The organism is Martinezella sp. CNPSo 3957, from assembly GCF_057784395.1.
Genome location: NZ_JBXSOU010000012.1, coordinates 77,126 through 100,597 on the forward strand (window position 1 = coordinate 77,126; position 23,472 = coordinate 100,597).

23 protein-coding genes are annotated in these 23,472 nt (G+C 60.7%); 9 read left to right on the forward strand and 14 right to left on the reverse strand.

Translation table 11 applies throughout. From position 1 onward, the window contains the following. Window positions 1–4: 4 nt before the first annotated feature. The 3 genes from AC13QE_RS24200 to AC13QE_RS24210 form a co-directional block, all read right to left on the reverse strand. Window positions 5–883, reverse strand: coding sequence for an aldo/keto reductase family oxidoreductase (locus AC13QE_RS24200; protein WP_488485572.1), 879 nt, complete (start codon window positions 881–883; stop codon window positions 5–7). Window positions 884–1,005: 122 nt separating this feature from the next. Beyond that, window positions 1,006–1,875 (reverse strand): DUF937 domain-containing protein, encoded by an 870-nt coding sequence (locus AC13QE_RS24205; RefSeq protein WP_488485573.1) that lies wholly within the window; start codon window positions 1,873–1,875, stop codon window positions 1,006–1,008. Between the two features lie 247 nt (window positions 1,876–2,122). Then, on the reverse strand, window positions 2,123–3,496 hold the full coding sequence (locus AC13QE_RS24210) for a glutamate--cysteine ligase (protein WP_488485574.1): 1,374 nt from the start codon (window positions 3,494–3,496) through the stop codon (window positions 2,123–2,125). Window positions 3,497–3,739: 243 nt separating this feature from the next. On the opposite strand from AC13QE_RS24210, the gene AC13QE_RS24215 reads away from it, so the two are divergent. Continuing rightward, window positions 3,740–4,354, forward strand: a complete 615-nt coding sequence (locus tag AC13QE_RS24215; protein WP_488485575.1) for a LysE family translocator — start codon at window positions 3,740–3,742, stop codon at window positions 4,352–4,354. A gap of 4 nt (window positions 4,355–4,358) precedes the next feature. On the opposite strand, the gene AC13QE_RS24220 is transcribed toward AC13QE_RS24215, so the two are convergent. From AC13QE_RS24220 to AC13QE_RS24230, 3 genes are all read right to left on the reverse strand, one after another. Beyond that, window positions 4,359–5,096: a 16S rRNA (uracil(1498)-N(3))-methyltransferase gene (locus AC13QE_RS24220; RefSeq protein ID WP_488485576.1), complete on the reverse strand. Its 738-nt coding sequence runs from the start codon at window positions 5,094–5,096 to the stop codon at window positions 4,359–4,361. Window positions 5,097–5,157: 61 nt separating this feature from the next. Further along, a complete protein-coding gene (locus tag AC13QE_RS24225) occupies window positions 5,158–6,693 on the reverse strand; it encodes an inorganic phosphate transporter (RefSeq protein WP_488485577.1) in 1,536 nt (511 codons plus the stop codon). Between the two features lie 96 nt (window positions 6,694–6,789). Further along, on the reverse strand, window positions 6,790–7,287 hold the full coding sequence (locus AC13QE_RS24230; RefSeq protein WP_488485578.1) for an NUDIX hydrolase: 498 nt from the start codon (window positions 7,285–7,287) through the stop codon (window positions 6,790–6,792). A 300-nt stretch (window positions 7,288–7,587) separates the two neighbouring features. On the opposite strand from AC13QE_RS24230, the gene AC13QE_RS24235 reads away from it, so the two are divergent. Both AC13QE_RS24235 and AC13QE_RS24240 read left to right on the forward strand, forming a co-directional pair. Then, a complete protein-coding gene (locus tag AC13QE_RS24235) occupies window positions 7,588–8,460 on the forward strand; it encodes a LysR substrate-binding domain-containing protein (protein ID WP_488485579.1) in 873 nt (290 codons plus the stop codon). Window positions 8,461–8,587: 127 nt separating this feature from the next. Next, window positions 8,588–9,751, forward strand: a complete 1,164-nt coding sequence (locus AC13QE_RS24240) for an adenosylhomocysteinase (protein ID WP_488485580.1) — start codon at window positions 8,588–8,590, stop codon at window positions 9,749–9,751. Window positions 9,752–9,754: 3 nt separating this feature from the next. On the opposite strand, the gene AC13QE_RS24245 is transcribed toward AC13QE_RS24240, so the two are convergent. Both AC13QE_RS24245 and AC13QE_RS24250 read right to left on the reverse strand, forming a co-directional pair. Then, entirely contained in the window at window positions 9,755–10,318 is a 564-nt protein-coding gene (locus tag AC13QE_RS24245; RefSeq protein ID WP_488485581.1) for an O-acetyl-ADP-ribose deacetylase, read from the reverse strand. Window positions 10,319–10,346: 28 nt separating this feature from the next. Beyond that, entirely contained in the window at window positions 10,347–11,243 is an 897-nt protein-coding gene (locus AC13QE_RS24250) for a LysR family transcriptional regulator (RefSeq protein ID WP_488485582.1), read from the reverse strand. Between the two features lie 233 nt (window positions 11,244–11,476). Here AC13QE_RS24250 and AC13QE_RS24255 point away from each other — a divergent pair, with 233 nt between their 5' ends. From AC13QE_RS24255 to glcF, 3 genes are all read left to right on the forward strand, one after another. Continuing rightward, window positions 11,477–12,916 carry an FAD-binding oxidoreductase gene (locus tag AC13QE_RS24255; protein ID WP_488485583.1) on the forward strand — a complete coding sequence of 480 codons (1,440 nt, stop codon included), beginning with the start codon at window positions 11,477–11,479 and terminating at the stop codon, window positions 12,914–12,916. Further along, window positions 12,913–14,112, forward strand: coding sequence for an FAD-binding protein (locus tag AC13QE_RS24260; protein WP_488485584.1), 1,200 nt, complete (start codon window positions 12,913–12,915; stop codon window positions 14,110–14,112). The genes AC13QE_RS24255 and AC13QE_RS24260 overlap by 4 nt, the downstream gene beginning before the upstream one ends. 215 nt (window positions 14,113–14,327) lie before the next feature. After that, the gene (gene glcF / locus AC13QE_RS24265; RefSeq protein WP_488485585.1) at window positions 14,328–15,647 is read left to right on the forward strand and encodes a glycolate oxidase subunit GlcF; all 1,320 of its coding nucleotides are present in this window, start codon (window positions 14,328–14,330) and stop codon (window positions 15,645–15,647) included. A 46-nt stretch (window positions 15,648–15,693) separates the two neighbouring features. Here the strand turns inward: glcF and AC13QE_RS24270 are convergent, their stop codons facing one another. The 4 genes from AC13QE_RS24270 to AC13QE_RS24285 form a co-directional block, all read right to left on the reverse strand. Beyond that, complete coding sequence (locus tag AC13QE_RS24270) at window positions 15,694–16,041, reverse strand: DUF6881 domain-containing protein (protein ID WP_112335377.1); 348 nt, start codon at window positions 16,039–16,041, stop codon at window positions 15,694–15,696. A gap of 77 nt (window positions 16,042–16,118) precedes the next feature. Continuing rightward, window positions 16,119–16,790: a porin family protein gene (locus tag AC13QE_RS24275; RefSeq protein WP_132715912.1), complete on the reverse strand. Its 672-nt coding sequence runs from the start codon at window positions 16,788–16,790 to the stop codon at window positions 16,119–16,121. A gap of 302 nt (window positions 16,791–17,092) precedes the next feature. After that, the gene (locus AC13QE_RS24280; RefSeq protein WP_132715913.1) at window positions 17,093–17,791 is read right to left on the reverse strand and encodes a L,D-transpeptidase; all 699 of its coding nucleotides are present in this window, start codon (window positions 17,789–17,791) and stop codon (window positions 17,093–17,095) included. 219 nt (window positions 17,792–18,010) lie between these two features. Beyond that, window positions 18,011–18,793, reverse strand: coding sequence for a L,D-transpeptidase (locus AC13QE_RS24285; protein ID WP_488485586.1), 783 nt, complete (start codon window positions 18,791–18,793; stop codon window positions 18,011–18,013). A 302-nt stretch (window positions 18,794–19,095) separates the two neighbouring features. Between AC13QE_RS24285 and AC13QE_RS24290 the strand changes: the two genes are divergently transcribed. Together AC13QE_RS24290 and AC13QE_RS24295 are read left to right on the forward strand one after the other, a co-directional pair. Further along, window positions 19,096–19,725: a DNA-3-methyladenine glycosylase I gene (locus tag AC13QE_RS24290; protein ID WP_488485587.1), complete on the forward strand. Its 630-nt coding sequence runs from the start codon at window positions 19,096–19,098 to the stop codon at window positions 19,723–19,725. 29 nt (window positions 19,726–19,754) lie between these two features. After that, window positions 19,755–20,249: a hypothetical protein gene (locus AC13QE_RS24295; protein WP_488485639.1), complete on the forward strand. Its 495-nt coding sequence runs from the start codon at window positions 19,755–19,757 to the stop codon at window positions 20,247–20,249. A gap of 3 nt (window positions 20,250–20,252) precedes the next feature. Here AC13QE_RS24295 and AC13QE_RS24300 read toward each other — a convergent pair whose 3' ends face one another. After that, window positions 20,253–20,957 (reverse strand): HAD family hydrolase, encoded by a 705-nt coding sequence (locus AC13QE_RS24300; RefSeq protein WP_132715916.1) that lies wholly within the window; start codon window positions 20,955–20,957, stop codon window positions 20,253–20,255. A gap of 303 nt (window positions 20,958–21,260) precedes the next feature. On the opposite strand from AC13QE_RS24300, the gene AC13QE_RS24305 reads away from it, so the two are divergent. Continuing rightward, window positions 21,261–22,310: an aldo/keto reductase gene (locus AC13QE_RS24305; RefSeq protein WP_488485588.1), complete on the forward strand. Its 1,050-nt coding sequence runs from the start codon at window positions 21,261–21,263 to the stop codon at window positions 22,308–22,310. 46 nt (window positions 22,311–22,356) lie between these two features. Here the strand turns inward: AC13QE_RS24305 and AC13QE_RS24310 are convergent, their stop codons facing one another. Then, on the reverse strand, window positions 22,357–23,382 hold the full coding sequence (locus tag AC13QE_RS24310; RefSeq protein WP_488485589.1) for a zinc-dependent alcohol dehydrogenase family protein: 1,026 nt from the start codon (window positions 23,380–23,382) through the stop codon (window positions 22,357–22,359). Window positions 23,383–23,472: the final 90 nt, after the last annotated feature.

The window sequence follows — 23,472 nt, forward strand, 5'->3', positions numbered from 1 at the left end:
CGCCTCAGGCGTGGCTGGTGTTGGCGATGCGATCGAGTTCTGCGATCGCATCCTCCGGCAGCTTGAGTTCAGCGGCCGCGATATTTTGCCTGAGGTGAGCAAGCGACGAGGTGCCTGGGATGAGCAGGATATTCGGCGCGCGCTGCAGCAGCCAGGCAAGCGCCACCTGCATTGGCGTGGCGTTCAGGCGCGCGGCCACATCGGAAAGCGCCGATGATTGCAGCGGTGTGAACCCACCGAGCGGGAAGAAGGGCACATAGGCGATGCCGTCGCGTTCCAGTTCATCGACCAGTGCGTCATCCGTGCGCTGCGCCAGATTGTAGAGGTTCTGCACGCAGACGATCTCGGTAATCCTGCGCCCTTCGGCGATCTGGTCTCGCGTGACGTTGCTAAGCCCGATGTGACGCACCAGACCCTGCTGCTTGAGCTCCGCAAGGGCGGTCAGCGGTGCCTCGATCGAACCCTCGGTCGGGTGATGCGGATTGATCATGACGCGAAGGTTGACGACATCGAGCACGTCGAGTTGCAGATTGCGCAGATTGTCGTGCACCGCCTGCTTCAGCTCATCGGCGGAAAAGGCCGGCAGCCAGGAGGCGTCAGCGCCGCGCCGCGCACCGATTTTGGTGACGATAACGAGATCGTCGCGATAGGGATGGAGCGCTTCCCGGATCAGCTGGTTGGTCACATGCGGGCCGTAAAAGTCGCTGGTGTCGATGTGGTTGATGCCGGATGCGATTGCTTCGCGCAGGACTGTGAGCGCCGTGTTATGGTCCTTCGGCGGGCCGAATACGCCGGGGCCTGCAAGCTGCATGGCGCCGTAGCCGAGCCGTTTGACCTTGCGGTCGCCAAGGGTAAAGCTGCCGGATTGATCGATGCTGGACATGGCTATCTCCTTTTCAAGATGAAATAAGAAATAGGCTCAGTCTTAGTGTGTGATAATCGGGTGCAATCCGCACGGCCTGTACGGAACAGCGAACAATGGAACGGAACACGACCAGCCGCGCCTCACTTCCGTTCCGGCGCTGGCTTATCCTCGGTCTTCAAATAGCTGTCGAAGATCGCTTCCATGTTCTTTTGATAATTCTTCTGCACTTCGAGACCGCTGTCGAACATGGCGTTGAACATCTCGGTATAAGCGGCCATGTCGATGCCGGGGGCAGGCTTGGCCTTCGGCTCTTCCTTCGGCGGCTCTGCCGGCATGGGGAAGTTCTTCATCATGTCCTGAAAGGCCTTGGCGAAGGGATTGTCGAGGAAAGGGTTGGTCGGCGCCGGCTTCTCGCGCTTGACCGCATCGGCGCCGAACATCAGCTCCATCGCCTGCGTGAAGGGGTTGTCGAAGATGCTCGCCTGCGGTGTTGGCTGCTGCTTGGGCGCAAAGCCGATGCTCTGCAGCCAGCCTTGCATCATCTCGCCCATATCGGTGTTGAGGAAGGGATTGGCCATCTGCGGGATCTGGCCGCTTGTTTCCTTGAAGAGACCGCCCATCAGCGTATCGGCCATGACGGGCAGCATGCGCTTGTAGATTTCCTGCCCGATGCCGGTCATCTGCGCTGCCTGCGCCGCGATCGCCCGGGAAACGTCTTTGGAACCGAACAGCCGTCCGAGCACCGCATTGCCGTCGGCAATGCCCTCGGGCGTAAAGGCCTTGGTCATGTCTTCGAAATATTTGGCGTAGTTGCCGGAACTGATGTCCTGCATCACGCCCATGAAATTATAGGGATCGGTGGCGCTGCGCTTGAAGCCGGAGGAAAAGGCCGGCATCAGCGCGGCCATCGCCTTCGCCGCCTGCTCCTGCGCAAGACTGAACTGCTTGGCCATGGCCTCCGTGGCGGCGCCATTCTGTGCCTGCATCATCATGTCGAAGAGTGGCAGCATCGAAGTCCCTTTCCCCGCTAGAGCGTGATGCCGAAAAGTGTAGGCGGTTTTCGGATGACATCACGCTCTACTTCTTTGATTCTAGAGCGGATTCAGATTTTAGGTCGATTCGACCTAAAATCATCCTGCTCTAGGAGGCCGCTTCGGAATCAGGCGGCGCTTGATTCCAATAGTATAGCGGAAAAAAGAGGGCGCATACCGGTTTCTGCCGTGAACTCGCCAGGCCGCGACGGCAGATAACCGCCTATCAGTATTGATACTCCTCGAAGATCGGTTCGACAGACTGGTTCCAGCGGCCATTGTAGAGCATCAGCAGATCGTCGGCGAGAGTACCCTTCTTGGCAAGCACTTCGTCAAGCGGCGAAAGGAAGACGGTTTCGTCTTGGCCGTCGCCATTCAAGCGATTGCGGTTCTTCAGGCCAAGGCGCGAAATGCCGACCACTTCGCGTGCAATATCAAGCAGACCGTGGCCCTTGATGGAAGCCTTTAGGCTCTGCGCCGGCACCGCATCACGCAGTGCGTTGACCTCCTGAAAGTTCCAATCCTTGGTCAGCTCGTCGGCCGCCGTCAGCGCCTCGTCGTCATAGAGCAGGCCGACCCAGAAGGCCGGCAACGCGCAGATGCGGCGCCACGGGCCACCATCTGCGCCGCGCATTTCGAGGAAGCGCTTGAGGCGAACATCCGGGAAGAGGGTGGAGAGATGGTTCGTCCAATCGCCCATCGTCGGTTGCCAATCGGCGATTTCGCCCTTCAGCGCTCCATCCATGAATTGACGGAAAGTGACATGCGTACAGTCGTGATAACGGCCGTCGCGAACGACGAAATACATGGGAACGTCGAGCGCCCACTTCACATAGTCTTCGAAGCCGAAATCGTCGCGGAACGTGAAATCGAGCAGGCCGCCGCGGCGGTTGTCAGTATCTTTCCAGATTTCGCCGCGCCAGGAGGAAAGCCCGTTCGGCTTGCCCTCGGTGAAGGGAGAGGAGGCAAAGAGCGCCGTTGCCAGCGACTGCAGTTTCATCGACACGCGCATCTTGCGGCGCATATCCGCTTCCGAGGAAAAGTCGAGATTCACCTGGATCGTGCAGGTGCGATACATCATATCGAGACCCATGGTGCCGACCTTCGGCATGTAGCGAGTCATGATGTCGTAGCGCGATTTCGGCATGCGCGGCGTTTCGGCAAGGGTCCACTTCGGGCTGCCGCCGACACCGAGGAAACGGATGCCCATCGGTTCGGCGATCTCGCGCACCGTTGCCAGATGATTGTTGGATTCCTTGCAGGTCTGGTGGATGGTTTCGAGCGGCGCGCCGGAAAGCTCGAACTGACCGCCCGGCTCGATCGAGATCGCGCCCATGCCTGTAGGTTCGCCGAGCCCGATAATGTTGTCGCCGTCCATGATCGGATCCCAGCCGCTCTTCTTCTGCAGTCCCGTGAGGAGCGCGGAAATGCTGGCTTCGCCGAAATAGGGGACCGGGCTGTTGTCGGCGCGGAAAAACACGAATTTCTCGTGCTCGGTGCCGATACGGAATTTCTCCCTCGGTTTGTTGCCGGCGGCCAGATAGGCCGTCATTTCCGAGACCGAGGAGAGCGGAGTCTGGTCGGTGGTATCGCGCGCCATGGTATTACCTTAGATCTCGGAGCAGAGCCCGCGTCAGTCGCAGGTCAATTGGAGGGTGATTGACGCGGATTGACGTACGGCGCAAGTGAATTTCTTTCAAGGGTCGTTCAAAAAAATAGGATTTTATGTCTCGCAAGGGCATCACGCCAGTGGCAGGCACAAGCATATTTGCACAAGCGTTCAAGACGCCTCTCTATTCACGCCGCTAGTTTTGCTTCCACTGACATCAAGTGGAGCACATCGATGAACGGTCCGAACGCCCTTTACTATTCCATACTGACACTGCTACTTGCTTCGGTGGTCATCATGGGCAGCCCAGGCCCGTCCACGATCAGCGCGACGGCGATGGGCGCCGCCTACGGTTTCAGGCGGTCGCTCGCTTACGTTTCCGGTCTCATCGCAGGCACCGTAGCGGTCTTGCTGGCCGTCGCCGCCGGCGTCGTTGCGATTCTGCTGTCCGTGCCCCACGGCGCATTGCTGCTGACGGTGGTTTCCGCCGTCTATATCCTCTACCTCGCCTTCAAGATCGCCACGGCGCCGCCGCTGTCTCGCCGCGACGATCAGGTCGCGGCGCCTGCCTTTTCTGGCGGTTTCCTGCTCGCCGTCGCCAATCCCAAGGCCTATCTGGCGATCGCGGCCGTCTTTGCCACTGTCAGCCTCTTTCAGGATCGGCGGCTGCTCGACGTCGCTGTCAAGATCGCGCTGCTGACGGCGATGATCGTTGCCATTCACATGGTTTGGCTGCTCGTCGGTGCTTCGCTATCCCGTTTCCTCCGAGATCCGAAGATCTCGCGGATCGTCAACATCTCGCTCGCAATCCTGCTGGTCGTTGCGACCATCGTTGCCGTCTTGGAGTAAAGGGTCAGTTCCAGTCGCCGATCGCGGCCTGGATTACCGCCATGGCGGCAACGGCGGCCGTATCGGCGCGCAGGATGCGCGGCCCGAGCGGAATGGCGGTGACGAAATCGAGGCTGCGCAGGAGGGCACGCTCCTCTTCCGAAAAGCCGCCTTCGGGGCCGACCAGCAGCGCCAGATGTTTCTCCTTCACTTTGGTCAGCAGTGGCAGCGGATTCTGGCCGGCATCGCCCTCGTCGCAATAGATGATGCGGCGCTCGCGCGGCCAGCTTGCCAGCAGATCGGTAAGCTTGACCGGCTCGGCGACGTCGGGAATGCCAAGAATGCCGCATTGCTCGGCAGCCTCGATGACATTGGCCCTGACCTTGTCGAGATTGGTGATCTTGCCTTGCACATGCTGTGTCATGACCGGCTGCAGAAGGCCGGCACCCATCTCCACCGCCTTTTGAACGAGGTAGTCGAGGCGCCCGACCTTCAGCGGCGCGAAGAGATAATGCAAATCGGACCGGGCAGGCTGAGGCCGCGTTTCCTCCAGCGGCGTCAGCAGGATGCGCTTGCGAGAGGGGAAGGAGACGCCGGCTTTCCATTCGCCATCGCGGCCGTTGAAGATCAGGAGTTCGGCGCCATCGTCCATGCGCAGCACATTGGCGAGATAGTTGAATTGATCATGATCCGTCTCGATGGCGGCACCTGCCTTGATGTCGGACGTCACATACAGCCTCTGCATGCGGAAATTGGCGCGCATGGATGATCCCCGGAATTACCTAGAACAATGAGATAGAGCGGTTCGGAGGGATCGAACCGCTCTAAATGAAGAGCGCGACCATAACCCAATATACGACGGCAGCAAGCAGAGCTGCGACCGGCACGGTGATTGCCCAGGCGGCGATGATGGTCATGAAATGCGAGCGGCGCACGAGCCTGCGGCGATGAACCTCATCGGGATTGCGCTCGTCGGTGGCTTCCGGCTCACTCCAGGGTATGCCCGCCGCCTCGGCCTTTTTGCGCATGTACTCGAATCGCCGCTTGGAACGGACGGTGGACCACTCGCGAAAGAAGCCGACGCCGAAGACTGCGCCAACGGTAATGTGGGTCGAGCTCACCGGGAAACCGAACCAGGCGGCCACGATGACGGTGAGGGCCGCAGACACGGCGACGCAATAGGCCCGCATCGGATTGAGTTTGGTGATCTGCTCGCCGAGAAGACGAATGAGCCGTGGCCCGTAGAGGAGAACGCCGACAGAGATGCCGCAGCCGCCGATCATGACCACCCAGAAGGGAGCCTTCTGCGTCGTCGTTTCAGCGAAGACGTTCAACGAGCCGCCAAGCCCGATATCGCGGACGATCGCGGCCAGTGGCCCGATCGCGTTGGCGACGTCGTTGGCGCCATGCGCAAAGGACATCAGGGCTGCCGAACAGATCAGCGGCAGGCGGAAAAGCTTGCGCAGCGAGCTGTTCTTGTTTTCCAGCCCGACCGATTGCATCTTGACCAGCGGCCGCGCGCCAAGCCAGGCGATGATGCCGACCCCGAGGCCGATCGCCAGATTGAGGATATTGGGTATCGCGCCTTTAGGTTCGAGCTGGACCACGAGATAGCCCGAGAAGGCACCAGCCATCAGCCCGATCAGGATGGGAATCCAGTATCTGGCGGCGGCAATCTTGTCGTCGCGATAGATGATGCATGTCTCGATGAAATAGAGGATGCCGGCGGCGATGGCACCGCCGAGAAAGGGAGTTACAACCCAGCCTGCGGAAATGGCCGCCAGCGTGTTCCAGTTCACGAGCTCGGGGCCGACGGCGGCTGAACCTGCGCCGACAACGGCGCCGACGATCGTATGCGTGGTCGAAACGGGCGCTTTCAGCCAGGTGGCGAAATTGATCCAAAGGGCTGCGGCGAGAAGGGCTGCCATCATCAGCCAGGCAAGCTTGCCGACACTGATGATGCGGTTGGTGTCGACGATATGGGTCGAGATCGTGTTGATGACCGGACCGCCGGCGATCGTCGCGCCGAGAATCTCAAAAATCGCCGCCATGACGAGCGCCTGCGCCATGGTGATCGCCCGCGCACCGACGGCGGCGCCGACATTGTTGGCGACGTCCTTGGCGCCGATGTTCATGGCCATGTAGCCGGCAAGCGCCACCGCAGCAAAGATCAGCGTCGCCCCCGGCTGGTCGAGCACATAGATGCCGGCAAAGACCATGGCGAGACCGAGGAAGATCAGGCCGATGCCCGGCGCCACCAGACGCCTCGTGACGTGATGCGTCGCGTCCTCGACATAGGTGAATTTGTCGAGGTCCTTGTCGAGCGTCCTTTTTATAGGTGTGGCCGGTCGGTCGGGCATGCAATTCCCTGAATCAAAACTCTCGTATTGCGGTGACCGATGAGGCGCGCAATATCCACCATGCACACTGGCACAGTTTTTTGTGCCGAATGTGGCTTATTTCGCTTGGATCGCAGCGGAAGGTGCCGTCACCCGCTGAGCGAAGGCAAGAATGAGATCGTGCAGCTCCGGTTCGCGAACACGTTCGGCGGCTTCCTCGAAGGACACCCACTCCATGGAGCGCTCGCCCTTTTCCTTGAAGTTCTTGACGAGTTCGCTGACTTCGAGGGCATAGACCTGCACCCGGCACGGCACCTGAATGCCGTCCTTCAGCAGCTTGTCATAGCCGAACGAGCCGAGCGGCTCGGTTTCCACCACACCGCGCACACCTGCCTCTTCATAGGCTTCGCGGGCGGCGACCTCGTGGGAGAGCTTGCCCGGCATCGGCCATCCCTTGGGAATGACCCAGCGACCGGTGTCGCGGCTGGTCAGCAACAACATCTCAAGATGACCGGTTTTCTTCTTCACTCGATAGCAGAGCGCAGCATATTGCTGTCGCGGCGGACGCCGAAACATGAGTTGCACATCATTTGCTATACGGCTGAGAAAGGCCAATTGTCGGTTCACCTTTAGGAGTTGGAGTGACAGCTTGATTCTATATTATCACTTTGGGGAAAAATTTTGCGTTCCACAGAACGCTATATGGTATTTCCCCACATATTTATTGAGTGCTACGTAGATAAAAATACAAAGTTTTGCCTTCTGATATTCGCCAACGCTTATGCTGAAAGCGACATTCCACAGCGTTTCCGTGCCGCATATGGCGCAATTGCTTGGATGTGGCTGCTATCGTTTTGGAAAGAGAGAAAAAATTTATTATGTCCGGACGCATCCCGCCTCGACGCTTTGCCGCCTTTGAACGCGCTGCGTGCCTTCGATGCGGTGGCGCGCTGCGGCAGCATTCTGAAGGCGGCTGATGAGCTTGGCGTCGTGCGCGGGGCTATCAGACAGCAGCTGAACCTGCTGGAGGCACATTTTGGCGTACCCCTGTTCGACCGGGAGAATGGCCGGCTGGTGCTGACAGCGAAGGGCCGGGCATTCGCCGATTCCGTTGGCGTCGCCTTTGGCATCCTGACGCGGGCCTCCGCCGAACTTTCCGTTGGCCAACGGCGGTCGATCCGGCTCGGCGTTCCCTCGGCCTTTGCCGTCTGGTGGCTGATGCCGCGTCTCGCGGCGCTTCAGGCGGCACTTCAGGATATCGATATCGACATCGTGCCGATGGTTACGGTCGAGCCGCTTGCCAAGCGCGCCGACCTGGAAGCGGTCATCATGGGCGGCGAATACCGGCCGATGCGCGATATCACGGCCATTCGTTTCATGGAGGATGAGTTCGGTCCCGTCACAACGCCGGATATCGCCGATCGCCTCGGGCTTGCCAGTGGGGTTTCGGCACTTGCCGGAGCCGTCGGCCTTGCCAGCCGTTCCGCCCCGAGCCTGTGGGAGGATTGGTTTGCTGAAAGCGGTCGCGCGCCCATCCCCTTTGCCGTCGATCGCGAATTCGAGGATTTGCTGCTTGCGATCGGCGCCGCCCGCTCGGGCCTCGGGGTCGCCATCGCCCCACGCACCGCCATTGGCGAGGATATCGATCGCGGTACTCTGGTCGCCCCCTTCGGCTTCATCCGCAGGCCGGCGGGCTACAGCCTCAGCATTCGCAGCGGCGACGTGAAGGACCCGGCGTTGGTACGATTGGCGGATTGGCTAAGCGAGATAGGGGCCGAACCGGCTTAGCAAAACATCAAAACGAAGCACATCGACATGGCAGATTTTCTGCCATGCAGCGCATTGCAATGTCCATCGACACCTCCTTTGCGATCATGCCAGATCGCGGCATCGAACCAACCGGCAAGAGCGCATCATGGATCAGTCTTCTTCTCTTTCGCGTATCGACTGGGTGGCGCGCAGCTGCCGGCTGCTGGCCGCAACGGCCGCGGAATTCCGCGACACAAAACCCTTTGCTGGCCTCACCATCGGCACGGGTATCCATCTAGAGCCGAAGACGGTTGCGCTGCTGATGACGCTGCGTGCCGGCGGCGCCGATCTCGTCTGCACTGGCAATCTCAACAGCACCCAGCCGGAAACGGTGGACTATCTGCGCGCTCAGGGCATCAAGGTTTTTGCGACGCAGACCCGCGACGCAAAGGAGCATGGTGCAAGCCTCGATGCGATCCTGGCGGAAAAGCCTGACCTGCTGCTCGACAATGGCGGCGATCTCTTCGCGCGCGCGGCCGACAGGCCCCGTGCCAACCTGCTTGGCGGCACCGAGGAAACCACATCCGGCCGCACCCGCCTGATGCCGATGCGCGACAAGCTCAACATGCCGATCCTCGTCATCAACGACAGCCCGATCAAGCAGTTCGCCGAAAACCGGCATGCCGTCGGGCAAAGTCTGTTCGAGAGCTATCTGCGCTTCACCAACCGTTCCACCAACGGTAAACGCGTGACCGTCTTCGGCTACGGCGCTTGTGGCAAGGGCACGGCGGCGTGCTTCCGCAACGCATTCGCCGCCGTCAGCGTCGTCGATATCGATCCGGTGACCACACTCGAAGCTCATCTCGATGGCTTCACAACGCCGCTGCGTGAATCAGCGATCCGCTCTGCCGATGTGCTGGTCACCGTGACGGGCTATCCGGACATCATCACGGTTGCCGACCTGCCCTCGATCAAGGACGGTGCGATCCTGATGAATGGCGGCCACTTTCCGCATGAGATCAATGTCGAAGGCTTCCGCAGCAGTCCCGATGTTGTTGGCGTCGATGGTTACGAAGCTGAGCAGATCGAGACTGTTCGCATGCGAGACGGCCGAGCCTTCCACATTCTCGGCGGCGGCCACATGGCCAATCTGGCCGGTCCGCGTCCGCTGGGGAATACCGTCGAATCCATGGATCTCGGCTTCGCCCTGCAGGCGCGATGCCTGGAGCGGGTCGCCAAGGGCGGCCTTGGCAAGGAGGCCTGCGTCATCCCCGTTCCCACGGATATCGATGCCCTCGTCGCCTCCGCCTATCTCGATCTGGCGCGATAGGCATCAGGCTCGGGATAGCGCCTGCGGCAGCAATTCGTCGTAGAGTGCCGCCGTCTCGTCGCCGAAGCAGCAGAAGATGATTTCATCGAAGGCACCATCCTTGCTCTCGGCAAGGGTGGTGCGGATCGCAATCCTAGCCGCCGGCTCGGCGGGAAAGCGATAAACGCCGGTGGAGATAGCCGGGAAGGCAATGGTCTTCAGACCGTGTTGCCGGGCAAGGCCGAGGCTGTTGCGATAGCAGTCAGCAAGCAGCTCCTCTTCGCCGCCGTTTCCGCCATTCCAGACGGGGCCGACCGTATGGATCACATGCTTTGCCGGCAGGCGATATCCGCCGGTCATCTTCGCCTGGCCGGTCTTGCAACCATTCAGCGTCCGGCATTCGGTGAGGAGATCCGGCCCAGCGGCGCGATGGATCGCCCCGTCTACGCCACCGCCGCCGAGCAGGCTGCTATTGGCGGCATTGACGATGGCATCGACCTTGAGCTTCGTGATGTCGCCAAGCGCCACGGTGAAGTGTGTCTTCGAATTCGAGATGAGATCGGAACGGATGGTTTCAGGCGCGGACATGGCGGTCTCCTCAAGCCTCCAGGTGGCTTTATCGCTCCCAATCGGGAACAGGCCCGTAAAGTTCCGCCAGAAAATCGATGAAGACGCGCACTTTTGCCGGCAGGAACTGTCGGCTGGGATAAACGGCCGAAAGCGTGACGTTGTGCGAGCCTTCATAGGCCGGGAGCACCTGCACGAGGCGGCCGTCGCGCAATTCCCTCCCGATGTCCCAGGTCGAGCGCAGCGCAATGCCGAGGCCGGCAATGACGGCTTCGCGCACGACTTCGCTGGAATTGGTGATGAGCCTGCCCTCGGGCCGAAAGATCAGGCTGCCTTTCGGCCCCTCCAGCCGCCACGGATCGAGATTGTGCGCGGGCAGGCAGATATGCCGGCGCAGATCGTCGATATCCTCGGGCATGCCATGGGCGTCGATATAGGCAGGCGAGGCGCAGAGCACGCGGCGCACCGGCGCCAGCCTGCGCGCGACAAGGCTGGAATCCGTCAGCTCGGCAATGCGGATGGCAAGATCGAAGCCGCCGCCGACGATATCGACGAATTCGTCGCTGAGAACGAGGTTAAGCGCCAGTTCGGGATGGGCCTGCATGAAGGATTTCAGATGCGGCGCGATGTGGAGGCGGCCGAAGGACGTCGGGGCGGAGATTTTCAGTGTGCCGTGCATCTGTGAGGAACGCCCGGCAATATAGGCTTCCGCCTCTTCCAGCCCGGCGAGGATGGCGAGCACACGGTCGTAGAAGCCCTGGCCCGCCTCCGTCAGCGAAATCTGCCGTGTGGTGCGCTGCAGGAGCCGGGTGCCGAGCCTGTCTTCAAGGCGCTTGATGCGCTTCGAAATGACGGCGGGCGAAAAGCCGAGCGCGCGGCCGCTCAAAGACATGCTGCCGGTCGCCACGACGCTGGCGAAGATTTCGAGATCTCCCAAATTGGTCATGCAGAATTATTTCCTGTTTTGGAATAAGTGCTTATCATTTGCTCCAAACTTGGGAAAGCGCTAAGCCTTTAATGCACCTAGAGCCGGATGATTTTAGGTCTATTCGACCTAAAATCTGAATCCGCTCTAGTATCAAAAAGTAGAGCATGATGTCGTCCGAAAACCGATCACACTTTTCGGCATCATGCTCTAAAAGGGGCTGTATCCGAAAGCGGATGCAGGAGGAGGACGGCATGGGCGAGGCCATTTCATTTCTGGAGCCGCGTGCGGATGTTCTGGCGCGCCGGAGCGAGATCGTTGCCGATCTCGCCGATCTCCTGGCTCCCGAATGTTTGATCCATGAGGCGCGCGAGCTCGTGCCTTTCGAAACCGATGCCTTCGTGTCCTATCGCCGTCTGCCGCTCGCCGTCGCCCTGCCGCGCTCGACGGCGGAAGTTGCGGCCGTCATGAAATATTGCCATCGCTACGGCATTCCCGTCGTGCCGCGCGGCGCCGGCACCTCGCTTTCCGGGGGCGCGATACCACAGGAGGATGCCGTCGTCCTCGGCCTCTCCAAGATGAACCGCATCCTCGATATCGATTATGCCAATCGCACCGCGACCGTGCAGGCAGGGGTGACGAACCTCCACGTTTCCGAAAGCGTCTCGGCTGACGGTTTCTTCTATGCGCCCGACCCGAGTTCGCAGCTTGCCTGCACCATCGGCGGCAATATCGGCATGAATTCCGGCGGCGCCCACTGTCTGAAATATGGCGTCACGACCAACAATCTCCTCGGCGCCAAGCTGGTGCTGACCGACGGCACCGTCATCGATCTCGGCGGCAAGGCACTGGATGCGGCGGGCTATGATCTGCTCGGCCTCGTCTGTGGCTCTGAAGGCCAGCTTGGCATCGTCACCGAGGCGACGGTGCGGCTCATCGCCAAGCCCGAGGGCGCCCGGCCGGTGCTCTTTGGCTTCGACAGTTCCGAAGAGGCGGGCGCCTGCGTTGCCGACGTCATCGCCGCCGGCATCGTGCCTGTCGCCATCGAATTCATGGACAAGCCGGCAATCGAGATTTGCGAAGCCTTCGCCAAGGCCGGCTATCCGCTGGATGTCGAGGCTTTGCTGATCGTCGAGGTCGAGGGGTCGGAGGCAGAAATGGACGACATGCTGGCTAGCATCGTTGCCATCGCTCGCACTCACAAGGTCAAAACGGTGCGCGAATGCCAGTCGGCAACGGAAGCGGCCTTGATCTGGAAAGGCCGGAAGTCGGCCTTCGGCGCTACGGGACGCATCGCCGATTACATCTGCATGGACGGCACCGTGCCGCTCAGTCAGCTCTCTTACGTGCTGAAGAAGACAAGCGAGATTGTCGATCGTTATGGTCTGCGCGTCGCCAATGTCTTCCATGCCGGCGATGGCAACATGCACCCGCTGATCCTCTTCAATGCCAATGACCCCGATGAGGCCGCCAAGGCGGAAGCGGCCGGCAACGATATCTTGCGCCTCTGCGTCGATGCCGGCGGTTGTCTCACCGGCGAGCATGGCGTCGGCATCGAGAAGCGCGACCTGATGCGGCACCAATATGCCGATGTCGATCTTGCCCAGATGATGTCGGTTCGATCAGCCTTCGACCCCGGCTGGATACTCAATCCATCCAAGGTCTTCCCGCTCGACGGACGCAACGCCGCATGACCGAGTTTCATCCGAGAAGCGAGGATGAAGCGGCCTCCATCATCGGCGATCATGCGGCGCGCGGCGCGGCCCTTGCAATCGTCGGCGGCAACACGCGATCCGGCTTCGGCAATGCCGTCAGTTCCGATGCGGTGCTCTCGTCACGTGGCCTGACCGGCATCGTCGCCTACAATCCGGGTGAGATGGTGATGACGGCCCGCGCCGGCACGCCGGCCGCCGAGATCGAGGCCGCTCTTGCCGAGGCCGGCCAGATGATGGCCTTCGAGCCGATGGATCACAGGCCGCTGATGGCAACCGAAGGTGAGCCGACGATCGGCGGCATTTTCGCCGCCAATGTCTCCGGCCCGCGCCGCTTCGTCAGTGGTGCGGCGCGCGATAGCCTGCTCGGCGTCCGTTTCGTCAATGGCAAGGGCGAGATCGTCAAGGCCGGGGGGCGGGTGATGAAGAATGTCACCGGTCTTGATCTGGTCAAGCTGATGGCCGGCTCGCACGGAACGCTCGGCCTTCTGACCGAAGTAACGTTCCGTGTGCCGCCGAAGCCAAAGACCGAGGAGACGATTATCCTCTCCGGTCTCAACGATGCGGAAGCCGCCAACGCGATGGCCGCCGCCATGGCCCTGCCGCTCGAAGTATCGGGCGCCGCGCATCTGCCGCTAACGGTCGCCTGGTCCTTTCTCGACGGTAAGCTGCCGCAAGGCGAGGCGACGGTGCTGCGCATCGAAGGTCTTCCAGGCTCTGTTTCGGTCCGCGGCGAAAAGCTTGCCGCCGCCATGGGCCGGCTCGGGTCGGTGAAACGTCTTGAGGGGGATGACAGCCGCAGGCTCTGGCGTGAGATCCGCAATGTGAAGCCCTATGCCGATGGCACTTCGCGTCCTGTCTGGCGTGTCTCGGTCGCCCCCGGCACCGGCCACCGGCTTGTCGCCGCCCTTCGACTGGAGGAGGGTGTGGATGCTTATTACGATTGGCAGGGTGGGCTCGTCTGGATGCGCATGGAAGCCGAGCCCGAGGGCGACATGCTGAGGCGCTACATTCATGCTTTGGGCGGCGGGCACGCGACCTTGATGCGAGCTACCCCGGCCCACCGCGCAATGACACCGGCCTTCCAGCCGCAGCCCGAAGCGGTGGCGCTGCTGTCGGCGCGCGTAAAGGAAAAGTTCGATCCGGCGGGGATTTTCAATCCGGGGAAGATGGGGTGATGCGGATGGTGTCCTGTCTACGATTGCTCCTCACCCTAACCCTCTCCCCGCGGGCGGGGAGAGGGGACGACCTCTTTTACTCGGCAGCATCGGATGTAACAAAGCTGAGGGACGACGGAGGCTGCGTCAATCCTCTTCTCCCCGTTAAAACGGGGAGAAGGTGGCCGATAGGCCGGATGAGGGGCGGGGTCTTGCTCAAACGGGGACATGTGTAAATGCAAACCAATTTCACGCCCGAACAGCTTGCCGATCCGCATATAGCCGAGTCTGAGGCTATCCTGCGCAAATGCGTGCATTGCGGCTTCTGCACCGCCACCTGTCCCACCTATGTCACGCTTGGCAACGAGCTCGATAGCCCGCGCGGCCGCATCTACCTCATCAAGGACATGCTGGAAAACGGCCGGCCCGCCGATGCCGAGGTGGTGACGCATATCGATCGCTGTCTCTCCTGCCTTGCCTGCACGACGACCTGTCCGTCCGGTGTCGACTATATGCACCTGATCGACCATGCGCGCGTCCATGTCGAGAACACCTACAAGCGCCCGCTGATGGATTGGCTGACCCGCAATGTGCTGGCAGCCGTGTTGCCTTATCCCGGCCGTTTCCGGCTGGCCTTGCGGCTTGCAAACCTCGGCCGGCCGTTCAAGGGTCTCTTGAAGCGCATCCCGGCTCTGAAGGCTTTTGCCGCCATGCTCGATCTTGCGCCGCGCAGCATTCCCGCGCCTTCGCCTTTTGCAAAGCCAGGGCTGCATGCAGCGCAGGCCGAGCGCCGCGGTCGCGTGGCGATCCTGACGGGCTGCGCCCAGCCGGTGCTCGATCCCGAAATCAACGCAGCCACCATCCGCCTGCTGACGCGTCTCGGTGTGGAGGTCGTGGCGCCGGAAGGGGAGGTCTGCTGCGGCTCGCTGGTCCATCACATGGGCCGCGAGGAACAGGCGCTCGCCGCTGCCCGCGCCAATGTCGATGTGTGGCTGCGCGAGGTTGACGCCGGAGGGCTGGACGCCATCATCATCACCGCGTCGGGCTGCGGCACGACAATCAAGGACTATGGGCATATGCTGCGCCTCGATCCGGCCTATGCGGAAAAGGCTGCGCGGATTTCAGCTCTCGCCAAGGACATCACGGAATATCTCGCAAGCCTGGATCTCCCATCGCATATGCCGCGCGGCATCGCGGTCGCCTATCATTCCGCCTGCTCCATGCAGCACGGGCAGAAGATCACCATGGCGCCGAAGCTCTTGCTGAAAGCCGCGGGTTTTACGGTGCGCGACCCGGCTGAAGGGCATCTGTGTTGTGGTTCGGCCGGCACCTACAACATCATGCAGCCGGAAATTTCGGCCGAGTTGAGGGCGCGCAAGGTCAGGAACATCGAGGCGACGAAAGCCGATATCATCGCGACGGGCAACATCGGCTGCATCACGCAGATCGCGACGGGAACGGGCATTCCCATCCTGCATACGGTGGAGCTACTGGACTGGGCTTATGGCGGCGAGATGCCGACGAAACTGAAAGGCCTGCAGCCGGCGGCTGCTTAGAGCATTTCCGGGAAAGTGAAGAGCGGTTTCCGTCCGGAATTGCGTATTAATGCAGCTTGTCCGGCGCGGGCAGGCGATGAGCCTGCCATTCGACTTCGAACCGATCGGCGGCAATGCGCGTCATGCTGATGCGATCCTGCCCTTCCTCGAAGAAAATGCCATCCACCAGGCCGGTAATGCCATCGTAAAACGAGCCTTCGACGAGGCTGGTGATCTCCAGCATGTCACGTCCCACTGCAGTAAAATCGACAACCGACATGCATTGCCGGCGACCATCGGCAAACACATCGATCAGCCGCGGAACATCACCGGCGATATCGACCTCATAATAAACGATGACCGGCTCCTCGTTTTCCGGATGGATCCAGTCGCAGCGATAGTAAGAGAAGCTCATGCGCTGGATCATAGCACAAGACCCCCCCATGCCTGAACCGGTTTGAGGGATCGATTGCGACTTCAGCCTGAGGAACGTCAGAAGTTGAACGAAACGCCGAAGTTGAGAGCGTGGGTGAAAACCCTGGTCTTCAGCGTGTCGCCGCTGTCGATCGAGACGTTGTTCACGAAGTTGTAGTTGCCCTTGTATTCTACGAAGGTCGACCAGTGCTTGGCGAATTGGTAGCTGACGCCCGCCTGCGCCTGCAGCGAAGCGCCGCCGAACTGGTAGTCGAAAGTCGTGCCCGACGAGCGGGTGACTTCGACGTGCGGCACGTTGATGCCGGCACCGAGACCGACATAGGGTGTCCAGTTGCGGCTCGAATCCTGGAAGCGGTAGAGCGCATTCAGCGTCAGCATGTTCAGGCCGTCGGTGAATTCGAAATGCGACCAGCCTGGCGTATTGCCGAGATCGCCGTAGACCTTCGCATGGGTATAATCGAGCGACACGCCCCAGTTCGGCTTGTCGAACTGGTCAAGCCACCAGATGCCGCGGAAGCCGAAATAGGGCGGCATCTTGAAGGATTTTCCGGACCAGTTGGGGTCGAAATCAGCGCCGTCCGACGTGGTCACATTGCTGCCTGTCGCGCCCTGTATGCCGCCGTAAGCGGAAAATTGCATCTCCGCCGAGGCAGAGCTTGCTGCAAATATGAATGCGGAAGTCGCAAGCGCGGCGAATGCCGGCTGCTTGATGCGAAATGCACGATGCATATGAAATCCCCGGATGCCAAAGTGCCGCCATCTAAACGCGCTTCCATGACACTTCTATTGCAGTCATGGGTAGGCAAGTACGGCTTAGGCGGGAAAACTGACGGTAAACTGAAGGCGACGAGCCATTTTTCGGCGATGCAGCGTGATAAGTTTCAGGCTGTAACACTGGCGCAACAGTGTCTCCATCCGCGCCTGCACCCAATAAACTATTGCAAGCGATACGGGCGCCTTCCCCGGCGTGAATGATGTCACGCGAGGGAAGAGCGCCCGTTATGTTGGTGCCTGATTCGGGTCGGATTCTATCAGCCGCCGAACAGCGTCCTCAACACATCGACGCCGCGATCCTGATAGCTGACTTCGCCCTGCTTGTTGCCGGGGCCAACGACGATGACCTTGGTGCCCACAGGAACGCGATCATAGAGATCCATGACGTCCTTGTTCATCATGCGGATGCAGCCGGAGGACATGTTGAGGCCGATGCTCCAGGGCTGGTTGGTGCCATGGATGCGGAAGGCCGTGTCGTTGCCGTTACGGTAGAGATACATGGCGCGCGCGCCGAGCGGATTGTCCTCGCCACCTTCCTGGTAGGCTGGCAGTTTGTGGCCCTTCTTGGCTTCGCGCACGATCATTTCCGGCGGCGGCGTCCAGCCGGGCCATTCCGCCTTGCGACCGACCTTGACGACGCCGGACCAGCCGAAACCATCGCGGCCGACGCCGATGCCATAGCGTCTCGCGCGGTTATTGCCTTCGACAAGGTAAAGATACTTGTTATTGGTGTCGACGATGACGGTGCCCGGCTCCTCGTTCGTCGCCAGCCGCACCATCCGCCGCTGGAACTGCGGCTTCACCTGGCCCTGCGGCTCCATTGCGACCCGGATCACGTCGGTGCGGGCGACCGGCGCCGTAATAGGTGTCGAAGCGGTGAAGGCTGCTGCGTTCGACGCTGTAAGAAGACACGCCGCGACGACACCTGCCGTCACGATCGACAATGCTGCTTTCATAATTGGCATTCCCCTCGTTTAATCCGGTAGGAAATTACCGGAACCAACGAAGGGATCAAGGTCAAAATGACCAATGTTGGGTACGTTCAGGAAGAACTGCCCTCTTGTCTGTCGCCGATCAGACTATAGTCTGAACTATAGTGGAGGGTTTTCCCATGCGGCGAATACTGCCCCTCCAATGGAGTAGTATCGCCGCGCAGGACGGGACTTTTTTCGAGATTACATGACGGTGACGCGGGTGCCGACCTTTACGCGGTTGTAGAGATCGATGACATCCTCGTTGCGAAGGCGGATGCAGCCGGAGGAGACGGCACTGCCGATCGTCCAGGGGGCGTTGGTGCCATGGATGCGATAGAGGGTTGACCCCAGATACATGGCGCGGGCGCCGAGCGGATTGCCTTCCCCGCCTTCCATGTGAGCGGGCAGATAGTGACCCTTGGCGGCTTCGCGCGAGATCATCTCGGCCGGCGGCGTCCAGTCCGGCCATTCCTGCTTGCGGGTGACGGTATGGGCGCCGGCCCATTCGAAGCCCGGCTTGCCGACGCCGACGCCATAGCGCCGCGCCTTGCCGTCATCCATCACCAGATAAAGAAAGCGGTTGTTGGTATCGATGACGATGCTGCCGGGCTTTTCCTTGGTCTGGTAGTCGACGATCTGCGGCAGGAACTGCGGATCGATCTGGCCTCGGACTGCCGGATATTGCGGGCGGGCCATGGCGACCTGCTGCACGGCCGGCCGTGCGAACAGACCGCGCGGCTGCACGACCTGACGCACCCGCGGATTGGCCTGCTGCTCCATTCTGGGATCGGCGGCGCGCCGCGTCATTGGGCGGGGATAGACGACCGGCTGCACGTTACCGCCACCGAGCTGCATCACCCAGGGGGCGGTCAGATCGGGACTGACGATGACGGGCGGGCGCGACTGATAGCGATCGTCGGCAAAGGCGGTGGAGGCAAGCAGGCTCAGGGCGCCGGCGGCACACAGAACGGCATGTTTCATCATCGGACAAACTCTCTACACATGGGCCGAAGAGGGGCACAAAAGCGCCCGGTCGAAACAATGGTGCCACTTGCACGCGAGCGAATGGTAAACATCTATTCATCAAAATGCCGCGAAGCCGATAAAGCTTTGTCAGGGTTACCGCATGGTTTGGAAAGATGGTTTGCAAGTGGTAAATCATGAATCGGAATGCGCGGTCGTCGAAGTCAGTCTATGAATTTAAGCATTTGATTGATCTCAATTTATCCGATAGTGGCTTACCGGTTTCCGGTAGCGCGTGCTGAAATAGGGGACGAATCGCGAAAATGGCCGAAACGGGCATCATCACCGGCGAAGATGGCAAGGACCGCTGCTTCTGGCACGGCAATCTGCCGGAGTATCAGCGCTATCACGACGAGGAATGGGGCCGTCCGGTCGTCAATGACGTCAGGCTGTTCGAGAAGATTTGCCTCGAAGGCTTCCAGTCGGGCCTGTCCTGGCTGACGATTCTGCGCAAGCGCGAGAATTTCCGCGCCGCTTTTGCCGGCTTCGATTTCGAGAAGGTCGCCAAGTTCGGCGAAGCGGATATCGAGCGTTGCCTAGCCGATGCCGGCATCATCCGCCATCGCGGCAAGATCGTCTCCACCATCAACAATGCCAATCGCGCCATCGAGCTGCGCGACGAATTCGGTTCGCTCGCCCGTTATTTCTGGAGCCACGAACCGGGCGCTTCGGAGCGCCCCGAAGTCTTCGATCTTGCCCATCTGCGCGCCAATCCGACGACGGCGGCTTCGGTGCGAATTTCGAAGGATCTGAAGAAGCGCGGCTGGACCTTTGTCGGTCCGACCACAGTTTATGCTTTCATGCAGGCCATGGGCCTCGTCAACGATCACATCGAAGGCTGCTACTGCCGGAAAGAGGTGGAGGCGATGCGTTGCGCATTGGTGCGGCCGTGAGGGATGCGCTTCTTGGTCTTTCGCTGACGATGATTGCGCTGTTCGGCGCCGCAGCCGCCTATGCTCAAAGTGATACCCAGCAACAGCAGCTGCCGCAGCTCGATCGTGGCGAAAAGCTCGAGAAGATCGCCCTGCCGGCCGTCCTCGAGAGGCTGACGGGCTGGACGAAGTTCGGCAAGGGCAAGGTCTACACGCTGCCGCTGAAGAAAGGCCAGCATGTGCGGATCACCTTCAGCTCGAAGAGCAAATACGCCTATATGGCGATCTTCGATCTCTCGTCGAGCGAGGATGAATCTTTCTTCGGCACGGATGAAGATGGCAATACCGCCGACGTCACCGTCAACGAAGATACGACCTGGCTGATCAAGCCCTATTATTCGCGCGTCACGCGCCGGCGCGGTCTCGGTGCCCCCTACGAAATTCTCATCGATCCCAATCCGCCGGCTGCGCAGCAGGCGCCGGCCGATCAGCAGAAGGACCAGGGACCGATGCTGTTTCCCCCACGCTCAAAGCAGGGACAGTAAGGATTACTGCAACGCTTCGATCACACCATGCAGCTCGCCGAGATGGCCGATCTTGCGGAAACGCGGTGCGTCTGTCGGTTCCTCGACATGCTCGAACGACCATGTGAGCTCGTGCGGCACGAAGACGCCGTAGCTGCCGGCAGCGAGCGCCGGCACGATGTCCGATTTCAGTGAGTTGCCGATCATCATCGCCCGTTCCGGCCCGTCGCCCACTTTGGAAAAGATGCGGCGATAGGTTGAGGCATTCTTGTCCGAGACGATCTCGACGGCATCGAAGAGATCGCCGAGCCCGGATTGCGCAAGCTTGCGCTCCTGATCGAAAAGATCGCCCTTGGTGATCAGCACCAGCAGATATTTTCCCGAGAGGGCCTCCAGCGTCTGGCGCACATGCGGCAGTGTCTCGACGGGATGGGCAAGGAGATCGCGGCCGATATCGAGGATTTGGGCGATGACGGTCGATGGCACCTCGCCCTCGGTGATCTCAATGGCCGTCTCGATCATGGAGAGGGTAAAGCCCTTTATTCCGAAGCCGTAGTGACGAAGATTGCGCTTCTCCGCCTCCAACAGGCGTGCGGAGATGACGTCGCTTGGGGCGTGATCGGCGAGTAGTTCGGTAAACTGCAGTTCCGTCAGCCGGTAGAACTGTTCGTTCTGCCAGAGCGTGTCGTCGGCGTCGAAGCCGATTGTCGTTAGGGGGCGTTGCGTCATCGGTGTGTCCGTTTTGCGCATCAAATAAAAACCGGAGTCTAGTCCGCGCGCGCCCGGACGCAAGAGCATGCGTCGGTCACCGCATCGTGATCGGCCCGAGGTCTCGCGTTGAAAATGGTTTCGGGTGCATTATGTGCTTGTTGTCTCGATTGCCGCGGAGCTTGAGTCCGGCCTCGACGACCGTCTTATGACCTCCCCAGGGCAGCCCCGACTGCGGCTGTCGTGCCGAGGCCAATTCATAGCGAAAAGATAGCGTTCACCGGTCGGGAGAGTCTTCCGGCTGACCACAAGGGAATTTCTCCTATGCGTTACAATCAACTCGGCAATACCGGCCTGTTCGTCTCCGAACTCTGCCTGGGCACGATGACCTTCGGCGAAGCCAATCCCAACACTCCCTGGGGCTCGATCGCCGATGTCGACCAGGCGCTAGCCGACAAGATCGTCGAAGGCTCGCTTGCTGCCGGCGTCAATTTCATCGACACCGCCGACGTCTATTCCTTCGGCAATTCCGAAAAGCTGCTCGGCCAGGCCCTGAAGAACCTCGGCATTCCGCGCAAGGATGTCGTCATCGCCACCAAGGTCTATGGCGTCATGGGCGACAAGCCCAACGATCGCGGCGCCTCGCGCGGCCATATCATGGACTCGGTGCAGGCCAGCCTTGACCGTCTGCAGACCGATCATATCGATCTCTATCAGATCCATGGCACGGATATCGTGACGCCGATCGACGAGACGTTGCGGGCGCTGGATGATCTCGTTTCGCGCGGTATGGTTCGCTATATCGGCGTTTCCAATTGGCAGGCATGGCGCATCGCCAAGGCGCTCGGCATTTCCGAACGCCGCGGCTTTGCCCGCTTCGAAACGGTGCAGGCCTATTATTCCATCGCAGGCCGCGATCTGGAGCGCGAAATCGTGCCTGTCATGGCTGAGGAAAAGCTCGGGCTCATGGTCTGGTCGCCGCTGGCAGGTGGTCTGCTCTCGGGCAAGTATGGTCCGGGCGCTCCCGGCAATGGCGAGGGACGGCGTGCGAGCTTCGATTTCCCGCCTGTCGACAAGGACCGTACGTGGGCCTGCGTCGCCGCCATGCGCGAAGTGGCGGAGAAGCATGGCTCCAGCGTCGCAACAGTGGCGCTTGCCTGGATCCTGGCGAAGCCTTTTGTCACCAGCATCATCATCGGCGCCAAGCGTCTCGACCAGCTCGACCAGAATCTGGCCGCTGTCAAGCTGAAGCTCGATGCCGACGATATGGCCAAGCTCGATGAAGTCAGCGCGCTAGCGCCCGAATATCCCGGCTGGATGCTCGCACGCCAGGGCGCACAGCGCGTGCCGCAGCCCTTCGAGCCGAAGGGCTGATATCATAGGTCGGGCCGCCAGCTTTTCGCAGCGGCCCGGCTTCACGTTAGAGCTCGATGACGATCTTGCCGAAGGGGCCCCGATCGAGATGATCGAAGGCGGCGGATGCCTCGCCGAGGGCATAGCGATGGTCGATGACGGGCTTCAGGCCGATGCTGTCGACGGCACGCACGAAATCTTCGAGCGAGCGGCGGTGGCCCACGCTGATGCCTTGCACGGTGGGAGATTTCAACAGCAGCGGTGCCACCGGACCGGAGATGTCGAAGCCCTCAAGGACGCCGATGACGGAAATGCGGCCCTGCGGCGCCACCGCCTTCAGCGATTGGGCGAAATTCGGCCCGCCGGCTATTTCGAAAATATGATCGATGCCCCGATCGTTGGTGAGGCGATAGACCTCTTCCACCCAATCGCTTTTATTGCGGTCGATGCCGTGATGAGCGCCCAAAGCTTTAGCCCGTTCGAGCTTTTCCTGTCCGGAGGAGGTCACGAACACCTCGGCGCCCTGGGCCGCGGCGATCTGCAAGCCGAACAGCGCCACGCCGCCCGTTCCCTGCACCAGCACGCTATCGCCAGGCTTGACCTTGCCGCGCTCCACCAGCGCAAACCAGGCCGTCAGGCCAGCGCAGGGCAAGGTGCTTGCCTCGGCATAGTCGAGGCTCTTCGGTGCCGATACGAACCAACTCTCCGGCATGGCAACATATTCCGAGAGCACACCGGGATAGAACCCGCCAAGCGTCTTGTAAGGAGGTGTGCGGGCATCGCCGAGCGGCTTGCCGTCGATCCAGCCGGGATGGAAGGTCGAAATGACCCGATCTCCAGCGGCAAATCTGGTGACATCGTCTCCCACCGCTTCGATGACGCCTGCCATATCGGACGCCGGTACGAAGGGAAATTGGATCGGCAGGCCCATGCCGGTTTCGCGGACGAGCTTGTCGCGATAGTTCAGTGAAACGGCCTTCACCCGCACGAGCACTTCGCCGCGCGCCGGCGAGGGAATTGCCGTTTCCGTCAGATTCAAGGGCGCCCCGACGGCGATCGTCTCGAGGGTCCAACGCTTCATGGTCTTCGTCATCATGATCTCCTGAGAGGAATTGAAAGCAATGGATGGAGCATATCGTTGCTTTCTGATCGCCAGTGGCGATATTATTTCCGCTAACTGGTT